Source organism: Ruegeria sp. BE1, assembly GCF_056538885.1.
This window is the reverse complement of sequence record NZ_JBQFTY010000001.1, coordinates 1,047,300-1,066,625: the sequence shown is the minus strand read 5'-3', so window position 1 is coordinate 1,066,625 and position 19,326 is coordinate 1,047,300. Positions and strand designations below refer to the sequence as shown.

Here is a 19,326-nt window from a genome sequence, read left to right as displayed (position 1 = left end):
GACGGAATTCACCGCAGAGGAAAAGCAGAACCCTGGGTCAGTCTTCCAGAATTTGGCGCAAACGCTCTTTCTCGGCCTCGCTCAGCGCATCGTTTTCGCCAATGGCCTGAACCTGCGATCGCTTGCGCATAAAGCTGAAGCCCACTGCGGCGGCGATCAGCAACATGATCGGTCCTGCCAGCCAAAGCATCAGGTTTGATCCCGTCACCTTGGGTTTGAGCAGTACATATTCGCCATAGCGATCCACGATGAAGGCAATCGCCTCCTGATCGGTATCGCCCGCCACCAGCCGCTCCCGCAGCAGCAGGCGCAGATCGCGGGCCAGTTCAGCGTTGCTTTCGTCGATGCTTTCGTTGCGGCAGACCAGACAGCGCAAGCCGGTGCTGAGGTCACGGGCGCGTTGTTCCAGGACCGGGTCATCCAGCACCTCGTCAGGCTGCACCGCGAACAAGGGCGAGGCGATCAGCGTCAGGATCAAAATCAGACGTTTCATTCCGCAGGTACTCCGCCCGCAGGGGCCTTGCGCGCACCTGCCGCCACACGGAACCGCCGATCCGACAGGCTGAGCAAGCCGCCCAGAGCCATCAGGATACAGCCACCCCAGATCCAGTTGGCCAGAGGTTTGATATAGGTGCGCATCACCCAGCCCCCATCCGCCTGCTGATCCCCGATCACCACGTAAAGATCACCAAGGAACCGGTAGTCAATCGCCGCCTCGGTCGTCGGCATCCGCGCGACCGGATAGTCGCGTTTTTCAGGATGGAGCGTCCCCATGTCGCGGCCATTCTTTTCCACCCGCACATCAGCGGTGGTCGAGAAATAGTTCGGCCCCTCTACACGCCGCACGTCTTCCAGCGTCAGGGTGAACTGACCCACTTCGAACGGCTGGCCCGGCTGCGCGACGCGAATGTCTTCGACCTCCCACGCGGTCAGGCCGGCAATGGCGAATATAGTCACGCCCAATCCGGTATGGGCCACAGCCTTGCCCCAGTCTGCACCGGGCAGACGGAACAGACGTTTCAGACTGCCATTGCGGCCCGTGCGGCTCCAAAGATCGACAGCAGCGCCGAAGGTCACCCACGCGCCCAGGAACAGGCCAACCGGTCCCAGCGCGCTACGCCCCGTCTGCATCGCCCAGACAAGCAGCGCCAACGCCACCGCCAGCGCAAAGGCATATCGCAGCGAATAAGCGGTTTTACCCAGCTTACCGCGCTTCCACGGCAGCATCGCACCGACGGGCAAGACCAGCCCCAATGCCACCATGAACGGAGTGAAGGCTGCGTTGAAAAACGGCGCGCCGACCGAGAGTTTCCGGTCAAAGGCCATCTCGGCGACCATCGGCCACATCGTACCCACGAACACGACGAAACAGCTAACGGCCAGCAGGATGTTGTTCAGTATCAGACCGCTTTCACGGCTGACCATGCCAAAGACGCCCTTGGCCTCCATCGCCTGCGCGCGCGCGGCAAACAGGGTCAGCGCGCCGCCCATGAAGAACACCAGAATAAGCAGGATGAACACACCACGCTCGGGGTCATTGGCAAAGGCATGAACGGATGTCAAAAGGCCCGACCGCACGATAAACGTGCCAATCAACGAGAACCCAAAGGCAATGATCGCCAGCAGAATGGTCCAGCTTTTCAACGCCTCGCGCTTTTCGACCACGATGGCGGAATGGAGTAGCGCCGCCGCCAGCAACCACGGCATGAACGAGGCGTTCTCAACCGGGTCCCAGAACCAGAAACCGCCCCAGCCCAGCTCATAATAGGCCCACCACGATCCCAGTGCGATCCCGATCGTCAGAAATACCCAGGCGGCCAGCGTCCATGGCCGCACCCAGCGCCCCCACGCCGCATCCACGCGGCCCTCGATCAGGGCGGCGACGGCAAAGCTGAACGCCATGCTGAGGCCCACGTAGCCCAAATACAGGAACGGCGGGTGGAAGGCCAAACCGGGATCCTGCAACAGCGGGTTCAGGTCGCGGCCGTCAAACGGGGCCACGATCAACCGGTCAAACGGGTTGGACGTGAACAGGATGAAGGCAAAGAAAGCGACCGCTATCGATGCCTGAACAGCCAGAACGCGCGCCTTCAAGGTCGGCGGAAGTCCCCCGCCGAAAAACGCGGCCATTGCGCCGAACAACGACACGATCAGCACCCACAGCAGCATGGAGCCTTCGTGGTTTCCCCAAGTACCGCTGATCTTGTAGAGCATCGGCTTGGCCGAATGGCTGTTCTCGACCACCACGCGCAGAGAGAAGTCAGACGTCACGAACGCCCAGACCAGTGCCCAGAAGGAAAACCCGACCAGAAGGAACTGCAAGATCGCCGCCGGTTCGGCAAAAGACATCCATCCAGGCCATCGCTTAGCCGCACCGACAAGCGGTACAACCGACTGCACAATTGCAACCAAAAAAGCGAGGATGAGGGCGAAGTGACCGAGTTCTGTAATCATGCCCCGGACCATATTCCGGTTCCGGGGCAAGCACCAATCACTTTCGCCCCTACGGGGCGAGCATAGTGTCGCGGTTCAGGCCCCGCGCGTGCGCCGCCAATCGTCCAACGCCGGGTTGTGCTCGGGCTGCACGGCACGTTCGGACATTGCGGCGTCCCCCTTGGTGTCAGCCGCCCCGATACCGTCACTGCGCATGATGTCCAAAGCCCGAAGATTGTCCAACACCTGCGGGGTGCGCGCCATTGAGACAGCAAGCTCTCGCTGGAGGTTCTGAACCTTGGTCTGGTGTCGTGCGCCAAAGTAGAATGAGACGATCACCCCAAGCAACCACCACAAGGGCTCGGGCACCAGCGCAATCCCCTGCATGCGCGCAGCAAACCATAGCGGATCGACCATGGCGGCAAGGAATAGCCCCAGCGTCCCCAATGCCATCGCAGGGCGCGGCAAACGGTTCAAGCCATCCATAAACCGATCAAACGCGCTTTTCTGATTGGCCTGAAACTCCTGCCCCATCTGAACCATCGCCTGATGTTGCAAGGCGAGGCCTCGTTCCGCGCTGTTTTCGGCATTTTCGCGAAACACTTCGGCGGTTTCGCTTACGATATTGCGACCACTGCCAAACAGAATGCCCAAAACGCTTGAAATCAATCCCATGCGGCGACCCTCTTTTGAAATTCGGCTTCGTTCAGGTGATAGACGGGTGAGACAAATTCTTCGGCACGGCGAATCCACCCGCCCTTGCCCCCGGCGCGGGTCCGCGCGTATTTGCGGGACGCAGGCCTGTTGTCGGCCACCCGAAAATAATAATTGCGCCGGGCTATCCCATAGGCGTCTCTCAGCGCTTTCGCACCCGGGTCGGCCGCAGCATGGCAGGCTTGCGCGGTTTCAGGACCGACCACGCCGTCCACCACGATCTTAAAACCCATATCACGCAACAGCTGTTGAAGGATTTTGACAGCCTGACCGCCTGCGTTGACGTACATGTCAAATACAGACGCATGTAGAACCTCCGGCAGGCTCCCAAGCCTCGGCTGTTCAAAATAGTGTTTGATGAAGATGTCGACCGCTTGCGATTGGCTCAGCATCTTCACGTCCTGCGACGTGATCTGCCCGTCGCCTGAAATGTCCATACCCAACCGACGCATAGTGTGAATTGTAACGCCAAACTTTGTTGGCCCGCCGGGATCGTCCGGGTCATTTACGAACCCACCTTCCCGGGCCACAATCTGTGTCGCAATTTGTCTGACGGTCTGCATCGTACCCTCCGATTGCCGTTGGGCAAACGCTGGGCGAAACCGGTTAAAGACGGGCAACGAAATAGGGCGCTGCTTGTGCAACGCCCTGCTCGAAAACTCCGAAATATGCTAAGATCAGCTGTCGCCGGCTTCCTTGTAAACCCCTTGTTCCTTCAATGCGTCTACAACCTCTTTCGGCATGTAGGTCTCATCGTGTTTCGCAAGGATTTCAGTGGCTTCAAACACGCCGTTTTTGTAAGATCCGGTGCCGACCATCCCCTGATTTTCCGAAAACAGGTCCGGCAGAACACCGGTGAACGCAACCGGCACGCTTTCGCCGCCATCAGTCACGACGAAATGAACTGTTTCACCCTGCCCGCGGATGATCGAGCCTTCTTCGACCAGACCACCGATGCGGAACACCTCGTTCGGCAAAGGCGGCTCAGCAATCACCTCGCTGGGCGAGCGGAAAAAGTTGATTCCGTCACGCATCGCATACCCAATCAACCCCGTAGCCAAGACCAAGGCCACAACGGCCAGCAAAATGACTTGAACTCGACGACGTTTCTTGAGCGTTTTCATACCGTCCTCACGGGAATAGAGGGGCCATCATCAGGCCCCGGGTTTCATCCTCACCTAACATCAGGTTGGCGTTCTGCAAGGCTTGGCCACTGCTACCTTTTGTCAGGTTATCCAAAGCGCCGATCACAATGGCGCGACGTTCGATCCGGTCGCCAACCACCCCGATATGGCAATAGTTCGAGCCCCGCACATAGTGGGTTGACGGCGTTTCGCCAAAGGGCAACATCTGGATAAAGGGTTCGTTTTCATAGGTTTTCGCCAGCGCCTCATACACACTGGCCGGATCGCCCTTGACGTAAGTGGTCGCCAGAATGCCCCGGTTGGCGGGGATCAGATGAGGCGTGAACTGCACATGCACCGGACGACCCGCAAGGGCCGAGAACTCCTGATCGAACTCACCCAGATGCCGATGGGTGCCACCCACAGCGTAGGCGTTGTATCCCTCGCTCAGCTCCGCATGCAGCAGGTTTTCCTTAAGCGACCGGCCCGCACCGGACACAGCGCATTTCAGGTCCAGGATGATGTCATCCAGATCGATCACCCCGGCCGAGATCAAAGGCCGCAGCACATATTGCCCCGTGGCCGCATTACAGCCCGTGCCCGCCACCAACCGCGCGTTGCGAATGTCGTCGCGGTAGAACTCGGTCAGGCCATAGACAGCCTCTTCCTGCTGTTCCAGCGCGACATGGGCGTTGCCGTACCACTTTTGATATTCATCCGCCTCACGCAGACGGAAATCTGCGGACAGATCGACAATTTTCAGGGATTTCGGCAGGTCCCGAATGACTTCCTGGCTTGTCTTGTGCGGCAACGCGCAAAAGCACAGATCGATCTGCGAAAAGTCGATCTCGGAAATTTTGCACAGGTCCGGCAGGTCCATGTGGCGCAGATGCGGAAACACCTGGGCCATCGACATCCCGGCCTTACGCTCGGCGGCCAGAGCGGTGATTTCCATGTTCGGGTGCTCGGCGATCAGCCGCACCAGTTCTGCGCCGGTATAGCCCGAAGCACCCAGGATTGCGATTTTATGGGTCATGTCAGACCTCTTGATTGATGGTGTCACATTTCACGACCGCCATGTGACGGTCTTTGAATAGAAGAGAGTACGCAGTGCCGTCCTTGACCTAAATCAGGCGGCTTCGAACGTGATTTGTCGTCGAAGGAACTGTGTTGCGCGGTCGCTTACGGTGCCGGGTTTGCCAGTTGTCACAAAACCGCCCTGCCCGGTTCCTTGCATATTCGGATGGCGTTGCAGGTAATCCGCAAGGCTTTCCGCCACCAGCGCGCCCTGGCTGAACACCTGCACGTCCGCGCCCAAGGCAGCCTGAAAGGCATCCGCCATCAACGGGTAGTGCGTGCAGCCCAGGATCGCGGCCTGCGGTTCGGGCATCTTGCGTTTCAGCGCATCCACGTGGCTGCGTACCAGCGCCTCGGCCAGGATCAGATCGCCGTCTTCGATGGCATCCACAACACCGCCGCAGGCTTGGGCCTCAACATCCACGCCAATCGCACGGAACGCCAGCTCACGCTGGAACGCGCGGCTGGAAACTGTCGCGGGTGTCGCAAACAGGGCCACATGTTTCACCGCAACCTCACGCGGGGGGCTGTTGTCGCCCCATTGCCGCTCGGTCAGAGCTTCGATCAGGGGGACAAAGACGCCCAGTACGCGTTTACCCTCGGGCACGCCCTCTTCCTGCATCCGACGCAGCGCGGCGGCGCTGGCGGTGTTGCAGGCCAGAATCACCAGATCGCAACCCCGGTTCCACAGGTCGTAAACGGCGCGGCGTGTCAGATCATAGATATTCTCGGCATCGCGCACGCCATATGGCGCATGCGCGCTGTCCGCGAAATACAGAAAATCCACGTCCGGCAGACGTTTCTGCGCGGCGTCCAGAACGGTCAGACCGCCCAATCCAGAATCAAAGATGCCTACTGCCATATGCCCCTTTAGGCGCGATGCCGTTCCTCAAATTCATAGCCGTAGTCATAGGACTCTAACGGCGTCGGAGACAGCTCATACGTGGCTTTGCGCAAGAAATCCATCATCTTGCGCGTATCCGTCGAGAGAGGGTCCAAAACGTCGCGCCCGATGGGCTCTCCGATCACCACCTGAACGGGGGTATCCACGCGTTTCTTGAATTCTTTGATCAACAAACCCATGCGCAACGTACTGTGCAAATGACTGGCGATCTGAAACAGGCGCGAGGTGTGGCCGTCAAAGAAAACCGGCACCACGGTCGCATTCGATTTGGCCACCATCCGCGCGGTAAAGCCGCGCCAGCCCGGGTCCATGGGATGCGAGAACGGTTTGACCCCGGTGCTGACCGTGCCCCCCGGAAAAATCCCGACTGCGCCGCCCTCTCCCAGATAGTTCAGCGCGGTTTTGCGGGTCTCAAGGTTCAGTTTCACCGCCTCTTTCGTTTCATCAAACGAGATCGGCAGGATGATGCGATTCAAATCTTCTGCCTTGCGGAAAACATGATTTGCCAGAATGCGAAAGTCGCCGCGGGCCTGAGACAGGATGTGACCCATCATCATCCCGTCGAGAATGCCATAGGGATGATTGGCGATCAGGATCAATGGCCCGGTTTGAGGAATATTCTGCAGAGAGCCCCCCACCACATCCAATGACAGGCCATAGCGCTCCACCATAACCGACCAGAAATCACGGCCCTGAGCGACCTCTCTTTCATACCCATCCGCACGTTTGATCAGTCGCATCCGGCCGGTGGTGTTCTCCATCAGCTTGATCAGCATACGCCCGCCCTTGGTCTCGGCAGAGTAGGCATAGGATATGTCACGTGCGACATGGCGGCGCGAGGGCATTCAACTCTCCAACATTGCTGGCTGCAAGATATGTGCAGACAGCAATTTTGACCAGTTATCGTGACAAAACCGTGACGATTTATTCCGCCGCTGCGCGCATCTCGGGGCCACCGTTGCGAATGGTGGCCAGCAATTCCTCGCGCCGTTTTGCGGCTTTGGCCTCATTGGCCTGCAGGACCGGACCAAACCCGCGAATGTCCAAAGGCAGTTGCGCCAAGGCAATGAACGCATCACGGGTTGCCGCGTTAACAAGCGGAGTGATCTCTTTGAGATCACGCTCATATTGTTTGATCAGTGCCCGCTCCATCCGACGCTCGGCGCTGTAGCTGAAGATGTCCAGTGGAGTTCCGCGCAGAACCTTCAGCCGGGCCAAAACCTTCATCGGCCCTAACATCCAGTCACCGTAAGTGCGTTTTTTCGGGCGGCCATTCGGACCGGTCCCTCCGAGGATAGGCGGCGCGAGGTGAAAGGTCATTTTGAAATCCCCGTCAAACTCGACCGCTGCCCTGTCGCGGCTGGTCAGCATTAGTCGCGCGACTTCGTATTCGTCCTTGTAAGACAACAGCTTATGATAGCCTTTGGCCACCGCTTCACGTACGCCGTCATCTTCAAACGCGTTGACCACTTTGAGATACCGTTTCGCAAGGCGACCGCTTTGATACGCCGTCAGGTGTTGCGCGCGAAAGTCGATCTTTTGTGTCAGAGTCTTTGGCAGGTCCGTCGTGTTCGGTTCAAGAATTGCAGCAACCTCTTGCGGGTGCAAAACAGCCCAACGTCCAATGTCAAAGGCGCGTTTGTTGCGTTCAATCGCCGTGCCGTTCAGTTCGATTGCGGCCAGGATCGCCTCATGACTGACCGGCAACAGGCCGCGCTGCCACGCCGCGCCGAAGATCATCATGTTGGAATAGATCGAGTCCCCCATCACCGCGCGCGCCAGATCAGTGGCGTCAAACAGGGATACATCGTCTTTCAGGCGTGCCTGCAAAGCAAGCTCCAGCCGGTCGCCCGGTATACGGAATTCGGTGTCCCGGGTGAAATCGCCGGTGACCGTCTCATGGCTGTTCACGACCGCGCCGGTCCGGCCTGCGCGCGTCAGACCCAACGTTTTAGCACCCGCAGACACGACCAGATCGCCGCCGATCAGCGCATGCGCCTCGCCCGTGGCCACGCGAATGGCGCTGATGTCTTCGGGACGGTTGGCGAGGCGGCAATTGATATACACAGCGCCGCCTTTTTGGGCCAAACCGGCCATCTCCATCATGCCTGCACCCTTGCCATCGATCTGCGCAGCCTGCGCCAGGATCGCCCCGAGGGTCACAACCCCGGTGCCGCCGACGCCGGTGATGACCACGTTGTGCGTGCCGCGGATCTCGGGCAGCACAGGGTCAGGCAGATCCGGCAGATCAATCTCGGTGGTGGCTTCCTTTCGGATTTTCGCGCCTTCCAGCGTTACGAAAGACGGGCAAAATCCGTTCAGGCACGAGAAATCCTTGTTGCAGCTGGACTGATCAATGGCCCGCTTGCGGCCCAGTTCGGTTTCCTTCGGCACGATTGACACGCAGTTGGACTGAACCCCGCAATCGCCGCAGCCTTCGCATATATCAGTGTTGATGAAGACGCGCTTGTCGGGATCAGGAAACGCCCCCTTTTTGCGTCGACGCCGTTTCTCAGCCGCACAGGTTTGCACATAGACGATGACCGAGACCCCCTCAATCTCGCGAAACCGCTCTTGCACCTTCATCAGATCAGCGCGCTCAAAGCTATCAACGCCGGCTGGCAGCGCATTGAAATTCAGGTCTTCTTTCTCGTCATAAACCACGGCGATATGCTGCACACCCATGGCCTTGACCTCGGCCACGATCCGCTCGGCGGTGAGATCGCCCTCATTCCCCTGCCCGCCAGTCATGGCGACCGCATCGTTGAACAGGATTTTGAAGGTGATGTTCGTCCCCGCTGACAGCGCGGCCCGGATCGCCTGAACGCCGGAATGATTGTAGGTCCCGTCGCCAAGGTTCTGGAACACGTGTTTCGTAGTTGAAAACGGCGCCTCACCGATCCAGTTCGCGCCTTCGCCGCCCATCTGAGTGAAACCGGTGGTTTCCCGGTCCATCCACTGCACCATGTAGTGACAGCCGATCCCGGCATAGGCGCGGCTGCCATCCGGTATCTTGGTTGAGCTGTTATGCGGGCATCCAGAACAGAAATACGGAAGGCGGGTTGCGATCTCTTCAGCGTTGTCGGCCCGGCGTGCCTCGGCCAGACTGTTAAGCCCGGCGCGTACGCCATCGGTTTCGCGGCCCTCTTCGATCAGGATCTGGCCCAGTTTCTCGGCTATCATGATCGGATCGAGCGCACCTCGGGTCGGGAACAACTCTTCGCGGTGCAGCGTCCCGGCCCCGCCTTTGTACCAGCCATAGACACGGCGGCCCCGACGGTCATCAAAGATAGCCTCTTTGACCTGCACCTCGATCAGCTTGCGCTTTTCTTCGACGATCACGATCAGGTCCAGCCCCTCGGCCCAGTTATGGAACCCGGCCATGTCCAGCGGAAAGGTCTGCCCGATCTTGTAGGTGGTGATGCCCAGCCGCTCTGCCTCGGGTTCATCGATGTTCAGCAAAGACAGGGCGTGCGTCAGGTCCAGCCAGTTTTTGCCCGCCGCGACGAACCCGATCTTGGCACCGGGCTTGCCCCAGACACGCCGGTCCATCCCATTGGCGCGCGAGAAGGTTTCGGCAGCAAAACGTTTATAGTCAATAATCCGCGCCTCTTGCAGGTGCGGGGTATCGGCCAGACGGATGTTCAAACCACCCTCGGGCATATCAAAGGCGGGGTTGACCACATTCATCCGGTCAAAGCTGCCATCCACGACCGAGGTAACCTCAATCGTGTCCTTCATCGTCTTCAGCCCGACCCAGACACCGGCAAACCGGCTGAGCGCAAACCCGTAAACGCCGTAATCCAGAATCTCCTGCACACCTGCCGGGCTGACAATCGGCATGTACATGTCGACCAAAGACCATTCGGACTGGTGCAACACGGTTGAGCTTTCGCCGGTGTGGTCGTCCCCCATGGCCACCAGAACACCACCATGTTCTGCCGTTCCGGCCATATTGGCGTGGCGCATGACATCGCCAGACCGGTCCACGCCGGGGCCCTTGCCATACCACAAGCCAAAGACGCCATCGAACTTGCCATCCCCGCGCAGTCCAGCCTGCTGGCTGCCCCACAAGGCGGTGGCGGCAAGATCTTCGTTCAAACCGTATTGAAAGGTGACGTCGCTTTCGACCAGCTGCTTTTGCGCCCGCATCATCTGCTGGTCCACAGCCCCTAGCGGAGAGCCTCGGTACCCGGTCACCAGACCAGCGGTGTTCAACCCGGCCAGCCTGTCCCTTTCTTTCTGGATCATCATCAGACGCACAAGCGCCTGAGTGCCGTTCAGAAGAACAGGATTTTTCTCAAGATCGAACCGGTCATTCAGCGATATTTCTGGCTGACTCATCAGACGCCTCCCCTCGTCAGATCAGTGTGCTACATTTCCACCCATATTAGGTCATAAATTCTGACCTTCATAGGGTTTATCCCATAAAACCTAGGGATTTCAGTGTTTGATTGTGGAAGTTGTCACCTATTTCATATAGGCGTTCCGAAAAATAATGAAAGTTGCGGCAATGGATTGGGATAAGCTTAGGATATTTCATGCAGTGGCGGATGCGGGCAGCCTGACCCATGCCGGGGACAAGCTGAACCTGTCGCAGTCCGCAGTCAGCAGACAGATCAGAGCACTGGAAGAGTCGCTTGATTCGACCTTGTTTCACCGCCATGCGCGCGGGCTTATCCTGACCGAACAGGGCGAGCTGCTGTTCGATGCAACCTCGGCCATGTCCAAGCGTCTGGATGCCGCCGCCGCACGCATCCGCGACAGCGAAGAAGAGGTTTTCGGCGTCCTGCGCGTCACCACCACATTTGGATTTGGCACGCTGTGGCTCGCCCCGCGCCTGCCAAAACTCTATGAGCAATACCCTGATCTCAACATCGACCTGATGCTGGAAGAACGCGTGCTGGACCTGCCTATGCGCGAAGCCGACGTGGCCATCCGCATGAAAGAACCCAGCCAGGCCGATCTGGTGCGCAAGCGGCTAATGACCGTGCAGATGACGCTGTACGCGACCCGGGAATACCTCGAAACGCATGGTGGCATGCTGCAGTCACTGGATGAGATCAAGGATCATCGATTGATCTGCCAAACCCCCTCGGCCCCGCAGGTCGGGGCAAGCGCGGCAATGGTACGGCATCTGATGACCTACAACCCAGGCTCTTTGCTGACAGTGAACAACTACTTTGGCGTTCTGCAGGGCGTTCTGCATAATTTGGGCATTGGTGTCCTGCCGGACTATGTCACGCAGGACTTTCCGCATCTGGTTCCGATCCTGTCAGATATCGAAACGGCTGATGTTCCTGTTTACCTGGCCTACCCCGAGGAACTGCGCCATTCCAAACGCGTCGCGGCCTTCAGAGACTTCGTGCAGGATGAGATCGTCGCGCAACGCAAACAGCTGAAGCAGATGGGAAAACTTTAGCCATGCGCCTGCAGCATAGCGGGCATGATCACAGATCAGTCTGAAACATCTTGATCGTGCGCAAAGTGATCCCTAAATGGGCACATGAAGGCGGTGATGCTGAAACGCTCATCATCTTCATACCTCCCTGTTGGACTATGGCCGAGCTTAGTGCTCGGCCTTTTTTTTGCCGGTAGGCAGTATACATTTGAATAAGTCGGCAAAACATCTGGGAAACTCGGGCACTTAGCCCTATGATCGCGCAAAATTCACAAAAACGTGTGATCGAGGACAGATTCGATGTTTCACCCCCTTCGCCTGTTGATGGCGGTCCTTTGCGCTTTGTGTCTGACCAGCCCGGTCCTTGCACAAAGCACCGGTTCAAACGGTTCGACATCCACCGTAACTATTCCCGATGATCTGACACCGGAACAAGTGGACGATCTGGTGGCACGTATGTCCGACGATCAGGTCCGCGCCATCCTGTTGGAGCGTCTGGATGCAGTGGCCGAAAAAAAGGCTGCCGAAGCCGCCGACCACGAAGACCCAATCACTGAGCTCAACGAGATTTGGGCAGAAATGATGACCTCGTGGAAGCACGTGCTGATGACCATCCCGAACCTCTTTAGCGCCCAGGTTCACGCGGTCGACAACTTCATCGGCACGTTCGGCGGCAATGGCGCGCTGGTCCTGCTTGGATTGGTTCTGAGCGTTCTGGTCGCTGGATATGTGGCGGAAAAGCTGTTTGGTCTGATCACGCGCAAATGGCACAGCCCGGTTGAGCCCGAAGATGAAAACGATCTTAGGGGCGCGGTCAAATACCTGTTTGTCCGCTTTTGCCATGAGATCGCAGGGCTTGTGGTTTTCTACGTGGTCATTCGCGCCCTCGGAAACGCTATTCTGACCACCGAGCAGATCACCTATGCCGCGCCCTTCGTGTTCTATCTGATCTGGGTTCCGCGCCTGGGTGCTGCAGTCTCGCGCTTTGTGCTGGCCCCGATGAAACCTCATTTCCGGCTGGTGAATATTGACGACCACTGGGCACAATACCTGCATCGCAACCTGATTGGCCTGCTGTTGCTGATCGGGTTCACCCTGTTCATCATCCATTTCAACCAGTTGAACGGCATCACCCCGGGTGAAACGCGCATTGGATTCTGGCTGAACGCAGGCATTCATATCTATATCGGCCTGATCGCCTGGACCGCGCGCGAGGGGCTGACCCAGATGATGCTGGGCACAGATCCCGATCATACAAAGTTCGATGAAGAGGTGGCCCACTATTACCCCTATTTCGCCATCGGTGTGTCCGCCCTGACATGGCTGCTGGTCGAGTTTCTGGTGGCGCAGCGCAACCCGGTATCGCTGCAACTGCTGGTTCAGGGGGCTCATTTCCAGACCATGTTCTGGCTGCTGATCGCACCTGCTCTGGATACGTTGATCCGCGGCCTTGTGCGGCATCTGCAGCCGCCAATGCTCGGCGAAGGCCCAGTGGCCGAGCGCGCCTATAAATCGACCAAGCGCAGCTATATCCGCATCGGTCGGGTTCTTGCGGGCATCCTGATCATCCTGATGGTCGCCCGCGCCTGGGATCTCGACCTGCAGGAGATTGCCGGAGGTGGCGCTGAATCCGGCAGCAAGCTGATCCAGTTCTTCATCATCATTGCGATCGGCTACATCCTGAATGAGGTCGTCTCGCTTTGGATCAACCGCCGTCTGGCCAAGGAACAGACCGCCGCAGATCAAAGCCCCGACGAAGAGGCTGGCGAAGGCGGTGGATCGGGCGGCTCGCGTCTGGCGACTGTCCTGCCGTTGCTGCGCGTCACTGCGCAGGCCGCAATTGCTGTGATCTTTGTGCTGCTGGCGCTGGGAGCGCTTGGCATCAACATCACCCCGCTGCTGGCCGGTGCCGGTGTTCTGGGCCTGGCCATCGGTTTTGGCGCGCAGAAACTGGTCGCAGATATCGTCGGCGGCATCTTCTTTCTGGTCGATGACGCCTTCCGCGTTGGCGAATATGTCGATGTCGGCGGCACAACGGGTACGGTCGAAAAGATCTCGATCCGGTCCATGCAACTGCGCCACCATCGCGGCCCGGTGCACACCATTCCTTATGGTGAGATTCAGAAGCTGACCAATTACAGCCGCGACTGGGTCATCATGAAGCTGAAATTCACCGTGCCGTTTGATACCGATCCCAACAAGGTCAAGAAGATCTTCAAAAAGATCGGGGCCGAGATGATGGCAGATGAGCTGCACAAGGATGGCTTCCTGCAGCCGTTCAAATCGCAAGGCGTGTTCGACTTTGACGATGTGGGCATGATCATCCGCGGCAAGTTCATGGCCAAACCGGGCAAGCAGTTCACCCTGCGCAAGGAAATCTTCAACCGGGTCAAGGCCGCCTTCAAGGAAAACGGGATCGACTTTGCCCGCCGCGAAGTGCGCGTTGCCATTCCCGGTCTGGAGGAAGCCGACCACCTGACTGAAGAGCAGAAGGCCGCCGTTGGGGCCGCAGCCGCCGACGCGGCGAACCAGCAGCAAAACCCGGCCTGAGCCGAAGCTATGGCTGAAAAATAGGCGGAACCGGCCCTAGGTCGGTTCCGTTTTTCTTTGTCAGGGCCCGCCTGCGGTCACTTGACCCTTCCCACGGGCGCGCCCTTGCCCTACAAGGCGCGCAATCTCGGCCCACTTGGACACAGGACAGAAGATGCAAGAGCCCGCAATCACCCCCGATCTGATCGCCTCACACGGGCTGAAGCCCGAAGAATACGACATGATCCTTGAGATCATCGGGCGCGAGCCGACCTTTACCGAGCTTGGCATTTTTTCCGCCATGTGGAACGAGCACTGCTCGTACAAATCCTCCAAGAAATGGCTGCGCACTCTGCCGACCTCTGGCCCGCAGGTGATCTGTGGACCGGGTGAGAATGCGGGTGTGGTCGATATCGGTGATGGTCAGGCTGTGGTGTTCAAGATGGAAAGCCACAACCACCCCTCGTATATCGAGCCTTATCAGGGTGCGGCGACCGGTGTGGGCGGCATTCTGCGCGACGTCTTCACCATGGGGGCCCGCCCCATTGCGTCGATGAACGCCCTGTCCTTCGGTGAACCCGACCATCACAAAACCCGCCAGTTGGTCAACGGTGTGGTCGAAGGCATCGGCGGCTATGGCAACTGTTTCGGCGTACCCTGCGTGGGTGGCGAGGTTCGTTTCCACCCCGCCTATAACGGCAACTGCCTTGTAAACGCCTTCGCCGCCGGTCTGGCCGACAGTGACAAGATTTTCTACTCGGCCGCCTCGGGCGTCGGCATGCCCGTCGTTTATCTGGGCGCCAAAACCGGCCGCGACGGCGTGGGCGGCGCGACCATGGCCTCGGCCGAGTTCGACGACACGATCGAAGAAAAACGCCCCACCGTTCAGGTCGGCGACCCCTTCACCGAAAAGCGCCTGATGGAGGCGACGCTGGAACTGATGCAGACCGGCGCCGTGATCTCGATTCAGGATATGGGCGCTGCGGGCCTGACCTGTTCCGCCGTTGAGATGGGCGACAAAGGCGGCCTTGGCGTGCGCCTTGATCTGGAAAACGTCCCCCAGCGCGAAGAGAACATGACCGCCTATGAGATGATGCTGTCGGAATCTCAGGAACGCATGCTGATGGTCCTCAAACCCGAGCTTGAGGCCGAGGCCCGCGCCGTGTTCGAAAAATGGGATCTGGACTTCGCCATCGTAGGCGAGACCATCGCCGAAGACCGCTTTCTGATCGTCCATAATGGCGAGGTCAAAGCCGATCTGGCCCTGTCCAAACTCTCTTCGACCGCACCCGAATATGACCGCCCCTGGGTGGCCACGCCCGAGGCCGAGGAATTGGCCGAGGTCCCTCAGATCGACCCAATCGACGGCCTGCGCGCCCTGCTCGCTTCGCCCAACTATGCGGGCAAGCAGTGGGTGTACGAACAATACGACACCATGGTTATGGCCGACAGCGCGCGAACCCCCGGTTTGGGCGCTGGCATGGTCCGCGTGCATGGCACCGACAAGGCGCTGGCCTTCACGTCCGACGTGACCCCGCGCTATGTCCGCGCCAACCCGATTGAGGGCGGCAAGCAAGCTGTGGCCGAAGCCTATCGCAACCTGACCGCCGTTGGTGCCAAACCTCTGGCCACCACTGACAACCTGAACTTCGGCAACCCCGAAAAGCCCGAGATCATGGGCCAGTTCGTCGGCGCGATCCAAGGCATTGGTGAGGCGGTCGCCGCGCTGGACATGCCCATCGTTTCGGGCAACGTCTCGCTTTATAACGAAACTGACGGTCAGGCGATCTTGCCCACGCCAACCATCGGCGCGGTGGGCTTGCTGACCCACACGGACGAGATCATCGGCAACGAGGTTCGCGAAGGTCACGTGGCGCTGGTTATCGGCGAAACCAACGGTCATCTGGGCCAATCCGCCCTGCTGGCCGAGGTCTTCAACCGCGAAGACGGCGACGCCCCTCATGTCGATCTGGACGCCGAAAAGCGCAACGGCGATTTCATCCGCGCCAATCGTGAGATGATCAAAGCCTGCACCGATCTGGGCGATGGCGGCCTTGCGCTGGCCGCCTTCGAACTGGCCGAGGCCGCGGGCGTGGGCGTGTGCCTCGACGAAGCCTCGACCGAATTCCTGTTCGGCGAGGATCAGGCCCGCTATCTGGTCGCCTGCAACTTTGATCAGGCCGAGGCGCTGATGATCGCCGCCGGTCAGGCTGGCGTGCCGCTGGTCTCGGTCGGTCGTTTCACCGGCGACAATGTTAAGATCGGCAATTCCGAAGCCCCTCTGACCGAGCTGACCGAAACCTTCCGCAACAGCTTTGCGGCGGCCGTGGCCTAAGGGCGCGCGCCTGCCCTTCTTCTCGTTCCAAATACGGAAAAACCCGCGCCTTCCACAGGCGCGGGTTTTGCCATTTTGCACATTCGTGCCACCTTGCACCCTCTCCCGCATCGCTCTACATCTTGGGAAAGACTTTCAGGAGTTACCTACATGCCGATGAGCGCCAATGATATCGAACACCTGCTGCGCGAAGCCTTTCCCGATGCGGAAATTCAGGTCGGCGGGCATGACGGCGTACATATGTCCGCCATGGTCGTGGACGAAAGCTTTCGCGGCAAGAACCGGGTCCAACAGCAACGCGCGGTCTATGCGGCGCTGAAAGGCAAGATGGACGGCCCGGACGGAGAGTTGCACGCGCTGGCCCTGACCACAAAAGTACCTGAATGACGGTTACGTTTTGGATTTACTTGATCTGCGCAGCCATTGCGATTGTTGGCAGTGTGCTGATCGTTCGAAATGCTCTTGGGAAAACTCACAAAAGAGCGGGCCGAGGCACGACACCAAGTCAAAACGCGGCGGTCGTGTCTTCGAACTATGCAGGCTCAAACAGTGATCAATCTTCTGCGATCGTAATTCCACGCGATCCTCAGGAATACGCCAAAGCCATGGCACCCAAAAAATGAGTGGCTGGCTGTTCTGGATAGCCGTCATCGCGGCATTGGTGGTTGCCGCCGCGCTGCTTGAGGCCTATCTGAAACGGCACAGAAAACGAAACCTTGTCGATATGCGCCCGGACCCGGACAAAATCAGCAAGGTGGGCGGCATCGAAAGATACGGGCTTGACCCATTGGCCCTGGCGCAAGCCGAACAAAGACGGTTAGAGGACGAAGGCTGGACCTCAACCCCGTCAAAACACGCAACAACCGGCCCGGATGCGGGCAAAGAGGACAAGCAAGATGAGCGACGTTAAGACCCAGATCGACGAAACCGTCAAAGCCAACGATGTGGTGCTGTATATGAAAGGCACCAAAGAGATGCCGCAATGCGGATTCTCGTCCCGCGTGGCCGGTGTTCTCAACTATATGGGCGTGGATTATACCGATGTGAACGTTCTGGCCGATGAAAACGTTCGTCAGGGCATCAAGGATTACTCGGACTGGCCGACCGTGCCCCAACTCTATGTCAAAGGCGAGTTCGTTGGCGGTTGCGACATCATCACCGAAATGACCCTGTCGGGTGAGTTGGACACGCTGTTTGACGACAACGGTGTCGGCTACAACAAGGACGCCGCTGACAAGATCCGCGAAGCGAACGCCTGATCAGCGGCTGACACAGTTCTGCACGATAATCTGTTCACTGGCGGCATCCGCACCTGCCGCCAGATAACCCACAGTCGCCTCCCAGCCCTTTGAGCGCAGGATATATGTCCCCGGACCGCCCTCGGATTCATATCGGATGCCGGACCCGCTTTCGGTCTGGCGCAGCGTAACCAACTGATTGTCTACCATCATCGCCGCAGCGCTGGACCCGTCTGGCGCATTGAAATACGCAACCTGAAGGGGCACGCCGTTCGAACAGGTGAACGTGACCGGCAGGATGTCAATCTCAGCCAAAGCCATACCACCCGACAGGGCAAAAGCAGCGGAACAGATCAGGGTTCTCATTTCGCAGACCTTTCTTCGATCACGGAAGCCAAGGCTTCCGCGCGTGCTGCCAACTCGGCCAGTGTGTCGGTCACCGATGGCGGGACCACGGCCACTTCGATTCTTTCAGGTTCGGGCTGCGGCATGGTTTTGATCTGGTGCAGCTCGGCCTCAACCGCGGAAAGTTTGGCCTCAAGCGACCTGATCTTGTCATCGGTTCCCGCCGCTTTGTCTGCCAGCATCAGCCCGGCCATCAACAGCATCCGCGATTCCGGCATACGACCGATTTGATCGGACAGAACCTGCGCCTCGTCATCCAGCAGTTTTGCGGCAGAGTGCAGAAACGCCTCTTCGCCTTCCTGGCACGAGACATCGAAGCCGCGCCCACCGATTTGAATGGTCACTTCGGGCATTATTCAACCTCTCCTTCCGCCAGTTTCGCCTTGGACAGCAACGGTTCCAGCCGGGCCAGAACCGCGTGCGCTTCGGCAGCGTCCGTGGCTTGCGCGGCACGTGTCGCCTCAAGCTCGGCCACAGTGGCGCGGTTGAGCAATTCGGCATCCAGCACGCCATCCTGCGTGGCCGCACGCAATTCATCGACCGATTGCCGAAGCTGCTCATTGGCCTTGCGCATCCGCTGCAGATCGTCATCCAGACGCGACATTGCCGCACCATGGCTCGACCGTTCCGCGCGCAACATATCAAGCTCTGCGCTCAATTCAGCCACGCGCTCGCTATCGGCGAGTTCCGAACGCAGCTGAGCATTTTCCGCTTCAATCTTTTGCAGTGAGGCCGCAGCGGATTTCAGCTGTTCGTTTTCAGCCTTTAACGCGTCCAGCTCATCCTGGTTTTCCAACGCAGCCTTTGCAGCGGCCAGTTCAGCCCGCGCAGCTTCGACCGAAGCAAGCTTGGCTGTGGCTTCGGCCAATTGTTCGCGCAGCGCGCCGTTTTCGGGATCTTCAACCGGCGCCGCGCGCAGGCTTTCCATATCGGCGCGCATGGCGTCGACTTCCTGTTCGTGGCGCTCTTTGAGGGATTTCAGACGCTCTTCCAATTGCGCATTGGCAACGCGCTCATCCTCAAGCGCGGCCTGCAACGTGTCGTCTGCACCAGCATTGGACGGGGCCGCATCCCGCAGCGCCTCAACACCGGTTCCGATGCGCTCCATCGCGGTGATGATGCGGCGATGTAATTCTTCGATCTGGCTCATGCCCCTGCCACCTCTT

19 protein-coding genes are annotated in these 19,326 nt (G+C 58.9%); 7 read left to right on the top strand and 12 right to left on the bottom strand.

Annotated features, from left to right (window positions below):
* Positions 1–37 precede the first annotated feature (37 nt).
* The 9 genes from ACR0J5_RS05280 to ACR0J5_RS05240 form a co-directional block, all read right to left on the bottom strand.
* Positions 38–493 carry a cytochrome c-type biogenesis protein gene (locus ACR0J5_RS05280; protein ID WP_480651094.1) on the bottom strand — a complete coding sequence of 152 codons (456 nt, stop codon included), beginning with the start codon at positions 491–493 and terminating at the stop codon, positions 38–40.
* On the bottom strand, positions 490–2,454 hold the full coding sequence (locus ACR0J5_RS05275; RefSeq protein WP_480651092.1) for a heme lyase CcmF/NrfE family subunit: 1,965 nt from the start codon (positions 2,452–2,454) through the stop codon (positions 490–492). Before ACR0J5_RS05275 ends, ACR0J5_RS05280 begins: the two co-directional genes overlap by 4 nt.
* A 75-nt stretch (positions 2,455–2,529) precedes the next feature.
* On the bottom strand, positions 2,530–3,108 hold the full coding sequence (locus ACR0J5_RS05270; RefSeq protein ID WP_480651091.1) for a holin family protein: 579 nt from the start codon (positions 3,106–3,108) through the stop codon (positions 2,530–2,532).
* Complete coding sequence (locus ACR0J5_RS05265; protein WP_480651089.1) at positions 3,099–3,710, bottom strand: holin-associated N-acetylmuramidase; 612 nt, start codon at positions 3,708–3,710, stop codon at positions 3,099–3,101. Before ACR0J5_RS05265 ends, ACR0J5_RS05270 begins: the two co-directional genes overlap by 10 nt.
* 114 nt (positions 3,711–3,824) lie before the next feature.
* Complete coding sequence (ccmE, locus tag ACR0J5_RS05260; RefSeq protein ID WP_480651087.1) at positions 3,825–4,271, bottom strand: cytochrome c maturation protein CcmE; 447 nt, start codon at positions 4,269–4,271, stop codon at positions 3,825–3,827.
* 7 nt (positions 4,272–4,278) lie between these two features.
* On the bottom strand, positions 4,279–5,307 hold the full coding sequence (argC, locus tag ACR0J5_RS05255) for an N-acetyl-gamma-glutamyl-phosphate reductase (RefSeq protein WP_480651085.1): 1,029 nt from the start codon (positions 5,305–5,307) through the stop codon (positions 4,279–4,281).
* Between the two features lie 93 nt (positions 5,308–5,400).
* A complete protein-coding gene (locus ACR0J5_RS05250) occupies positions 5,401–6,210 on the bottom strand; it encodes a glutamate racemase (RefSeq protein ID WP_480651083.1) in 810 nt (269 codons plus the stop codon).
* A gap of 8 nt (positions 6,211–6,218) precedes the next feature.
* Positions 6,219–7,097 carry a lysophospholipid acyltransferase family protein gene (locus tag ACR0J5_RS05245; RefSeq protein ID WP_480651081.1) on the bottom strand — a complete coding sequence of 293 codons (879 nt, stop codon included), beginning with the start codon at positions 7,095–7,097 and terminating at the stop codon, positions 6,219–6,221.
* A 79-nt stretch (positions 7,098–7,176) separates the two neighbouring features.
* Entirely contained in the window at positions 7,177–10,596 is a 3,420-nt protein-coding gene (locus tag ACR0J5_RS05240; protein ID WP_480651079.1) for an indolepyruvate ferredoxin oxidoreductase family protein, read from the bottom strand.
* Positions 10,597–10,765: 169 nt separating this feature from the next.
* Between ACR0J5_RS05240 and ACR0J5_RS05235 the strand changes: the two genes are divergently transcribed.
* The 7 genes from ACR0J5_RS05235 (at position 10,766) to grxD (ending at position 17,776) form a co-directional block, all read left to right on the top strand.
* Complete coding sequence (locus ACR0J5_RS05235) at positions 10,766–11,674, top strand: LysR family transcriptional regulator (RefSeq protein WP_480651448.1); 909 nt, start codon at positions 10,766–10,768, stop codon at positions 11,672–11,674.
* A 279-nt stretch (positions 11,675–11,953) separates the two neighbouring features.
* Positions 11,954–14,203, top strand: a complete 2,250-nt coding sequence (locus ACR0J5_RS05230) for a mechanosensitive ion channel family protein (RefSeq protein WP_480651077.1) — start codon at positions 11,954–11,956, stop codon at positions 14,201–14,203.
* A gap of 154 nt (positions 14,204–14,357) precedes the next feature.
* The gene (gene purL / locus ACR0J5_RS05225; protein WP_480651075.1) at positions 14,358–16,517 is read left to right on the top strand and encodes a phosphoribosylformylglycinamidine synthase subunit PurL; all 2,160 of its coding nucleotides are present in this window, start codon (positions 14,358–14,360) and stop codon (positions 16,515–16,517) included.
* Between the two features lie 150 nt (positions 16,518–16,667).
* Positions 16,668–16,904, top strand: a complete 237-nt coding sequence (locus ACR0J5_RS05220; RefSeq protein WP_058281391.1) for a BolA family protein — start codon at positions 16,668–16,670, stop codon at positions 16,902–16,904.
* Positions 16,901–17,140, top strand: a complete 240-nt coding sequence (locus tag ACR0J5_RS05215) for a hypothetical protein (RefSeq protein ID WP_480651073.1) — start codon at positions 16,901–16,903, stop codon at positions 17,138–17,140. The genes ACR0J5_RS05220 and ACR0J5_RS05215 overlap by 4 nt, the downstream gene beginning before the upstream one ends.
* Positions 17,137–17,427, top strand: a complete 291-nt coding sequence (locus ACR0J5_RS05210) for a hypothetical protein (protein WP_480651071.1) — start codon at positions 17,137–17,139, stop codon at positions 17,425–17,427. The genes ACR0J5_RS05215 and ACR0J5_RS05210 overlap by 4 nt, the downstream gene beginning before the upstream one ends.
* Positions 17,414–17,776, top strand: a complete 363-nt coding sequence (gene grxD / locus ACR0J5_RS05205) for a Grx4 family monothiol glutaredoxin (protein WP_480651070.1) — start codon at positions 17,414–17,416, stop codon at positions 17,774–17,776. The genes ACR0J5_RS05210 and grxD overlap by 14 nt, the downstream gene beginning before the upstream one ends.
* Here the strand turns inward: grxD and ACR0J5_RS05200 are convergent, their stop codons facing one another.
* Genes ACR0J5_RS05200 through ACR0J5_RS05190 form a run of 3 tightly spaced genes read right to left on the bottom strand, consistent with a single transcriptional unit; the run spans position 17,777 to position 19,310 of the window.
* A complete protein-coding gene (locus ACR0J5_RS05200; protein ID WP_480651068.1) occupies positions 17,777–18,121 on the bottom strand; it encodes an MliC family protein in 345 nt (114 codons plus the stop codon).
* On the bottom strand, positions 18,118–18,513 hold the full coding sequence (locus ACR0J5_RS05195) for a cell division protein ZapA (RefSeq protein ID WP_480651066.1): 396 nt from the start codon (positions 18,511–18,513) through the stop codon (positions 18,118–18,120). Before ACR0J5_RS05195 ends, ACR0J5_RS05200 begins: the two co-directional genes overlap by 4 nt.
* Positions 18,513–19,310, bottom strand: a complete 798-nt coding sequence (locus tag ACR0J5_RS05190) for a hypothetical protein (protein ID WP_480651064.1) — start codon at positions 19,308–19,310, stop codon at positions 18,513–18,515. Before ACR0J5_RS05190 ends, ACR0J5_RS05195 begins: the two co-directional genes overlap by 1 nt.
* Positions 19,311–19,326: the final 16 nt, after the last annotated feature.

Coding starts and splice junctions, on each gene's coding strand:
- ACR0J5_RS05280 (WP_480651094.1), bottom strand. CDS start 493: ATGAAACGTCTGATTTTGATCCTGACGCTGATCGCCTCGCCCTTGTTC.
- ACR0J5_RS05275 (WP_480651092.1), bottom strand. CDS start 2,454: ATGATTACAGAACTCGGTCACTTCGCCCTCATCCTCGCTTTTTTGGTT.
- ACR0J5_RS05270 (WP_480651091.1), bottom strand. CDS start 3,108: ATGGGATTGATTTCAAGCGTTTTGGGCATTCTGTTTGGCAGTGGTCGC.
- ACR0J5_RS05265 (WP_480651089.1), bottom strand. CDS start 3,710: ATGCAGACCGTCAGACAAATTGCGACACAGATTGTGGCCCGGGAAGGT.
- ccmE (WP_480651087.1), bottom strand. CDS start 4,271: ATGAAAACGCTCAAGAAACGTCGTCGAGTTCAAGTCATTTTGCTGGCC.
- argC (WP_480651085.1), bottom strand. CDS start 5,307: ATGACCCATAAAATCGCAATCCTGGGTGCTTCGGGCTATACCGGCGCA.
- ACR0J5_RS05250 (WP_480651083.1), bottom strand. CDS start 6,210: ATGGCAGTAGGCATCTTTGATTCTGGATTGGGCGGTCTGACCGTTCTG.
- ACR0J5_RS05245 (WP_480651081.1), bottom strand. CDS start 7,097: ATGCCCTCGCGCCGCCATGTCGCACGTGACATATCCTATGCCTACTCT.
- ACR0J5_RS05240 (WP_480651079.1), bottom strand. CDS start 10,596: ATGAGTCAGCCAGAAATATCGCTGAATGACCGGTTCGATCTTGAGAAA.
- ACR0J5_RS05235 (WP_480651448.1), top strand. CDS start 10,766: ATGGATTGGGATAAGCTTAGGATATTTCATGCAGTGGCGGATGCGGGC.
- ACR0J5_RS05230 (WP_480651077.1), top strand. CDS start 11,954: ATGTTTCACCCCCTTCGCCTGTTGATGGCGGTCCTTTGCGCTTTGTGT.
- purL (WP_480651075.1), top strand. CDS start 14,358: ATGCAAGAGCCCGCAATCACCCCCGATCTGATCGCCTCACACGGGCTG.
- ACR0J5_RS05220 (WP_058281391.1), top strand. CDS start 16,668: ATGCCGATGAGCGCCAATGATATCGAACACCTGCTGCGCGAAGCCTTT.
- ACR0J5_RS05215 (WP_480651073.1), top strand. CDS start 16,901: ATGACGGTTACGTTTTGGATTTACTTGATCTGCGCAGCCATTGCGATT.
- ACR0J5_RS05210 (WP_480651071.1), top strand. CDS start 17,137: ATGAGTGGCTGGCTGTTCTGGATAGCCGTCATCGCGGCATTGGTGGTT.
- grxD (WP_480651070.1), top strand. CDS start 17,414: ATGAGCGACGTTAAGACCCAGATCGACGAAACCGTCAAAGCCAACGAT.
- ACR0J5_RS05200 (WP_480651068.1), bottom strand. CDS start 18,121: ATGAGAACCCTGATCTGTTCCGCTGCTTTTGCCCTGTCGGGTGGTATG.
- ACR0J5_RS05195 (WP_480651066.1), bottom strand. CDS start 18,513: ATGCCCGAAGTGACCATTCAAATCGGTGGGCGCGGCTTCGATGTCTCG.
- ACR0J5_RS05190 (WP_480651064.1), bottom strand. CDS start 19,310: ATGAGCCAGATCGAAGAATTACATCGCCGCATCATCACCGCGATGGAG.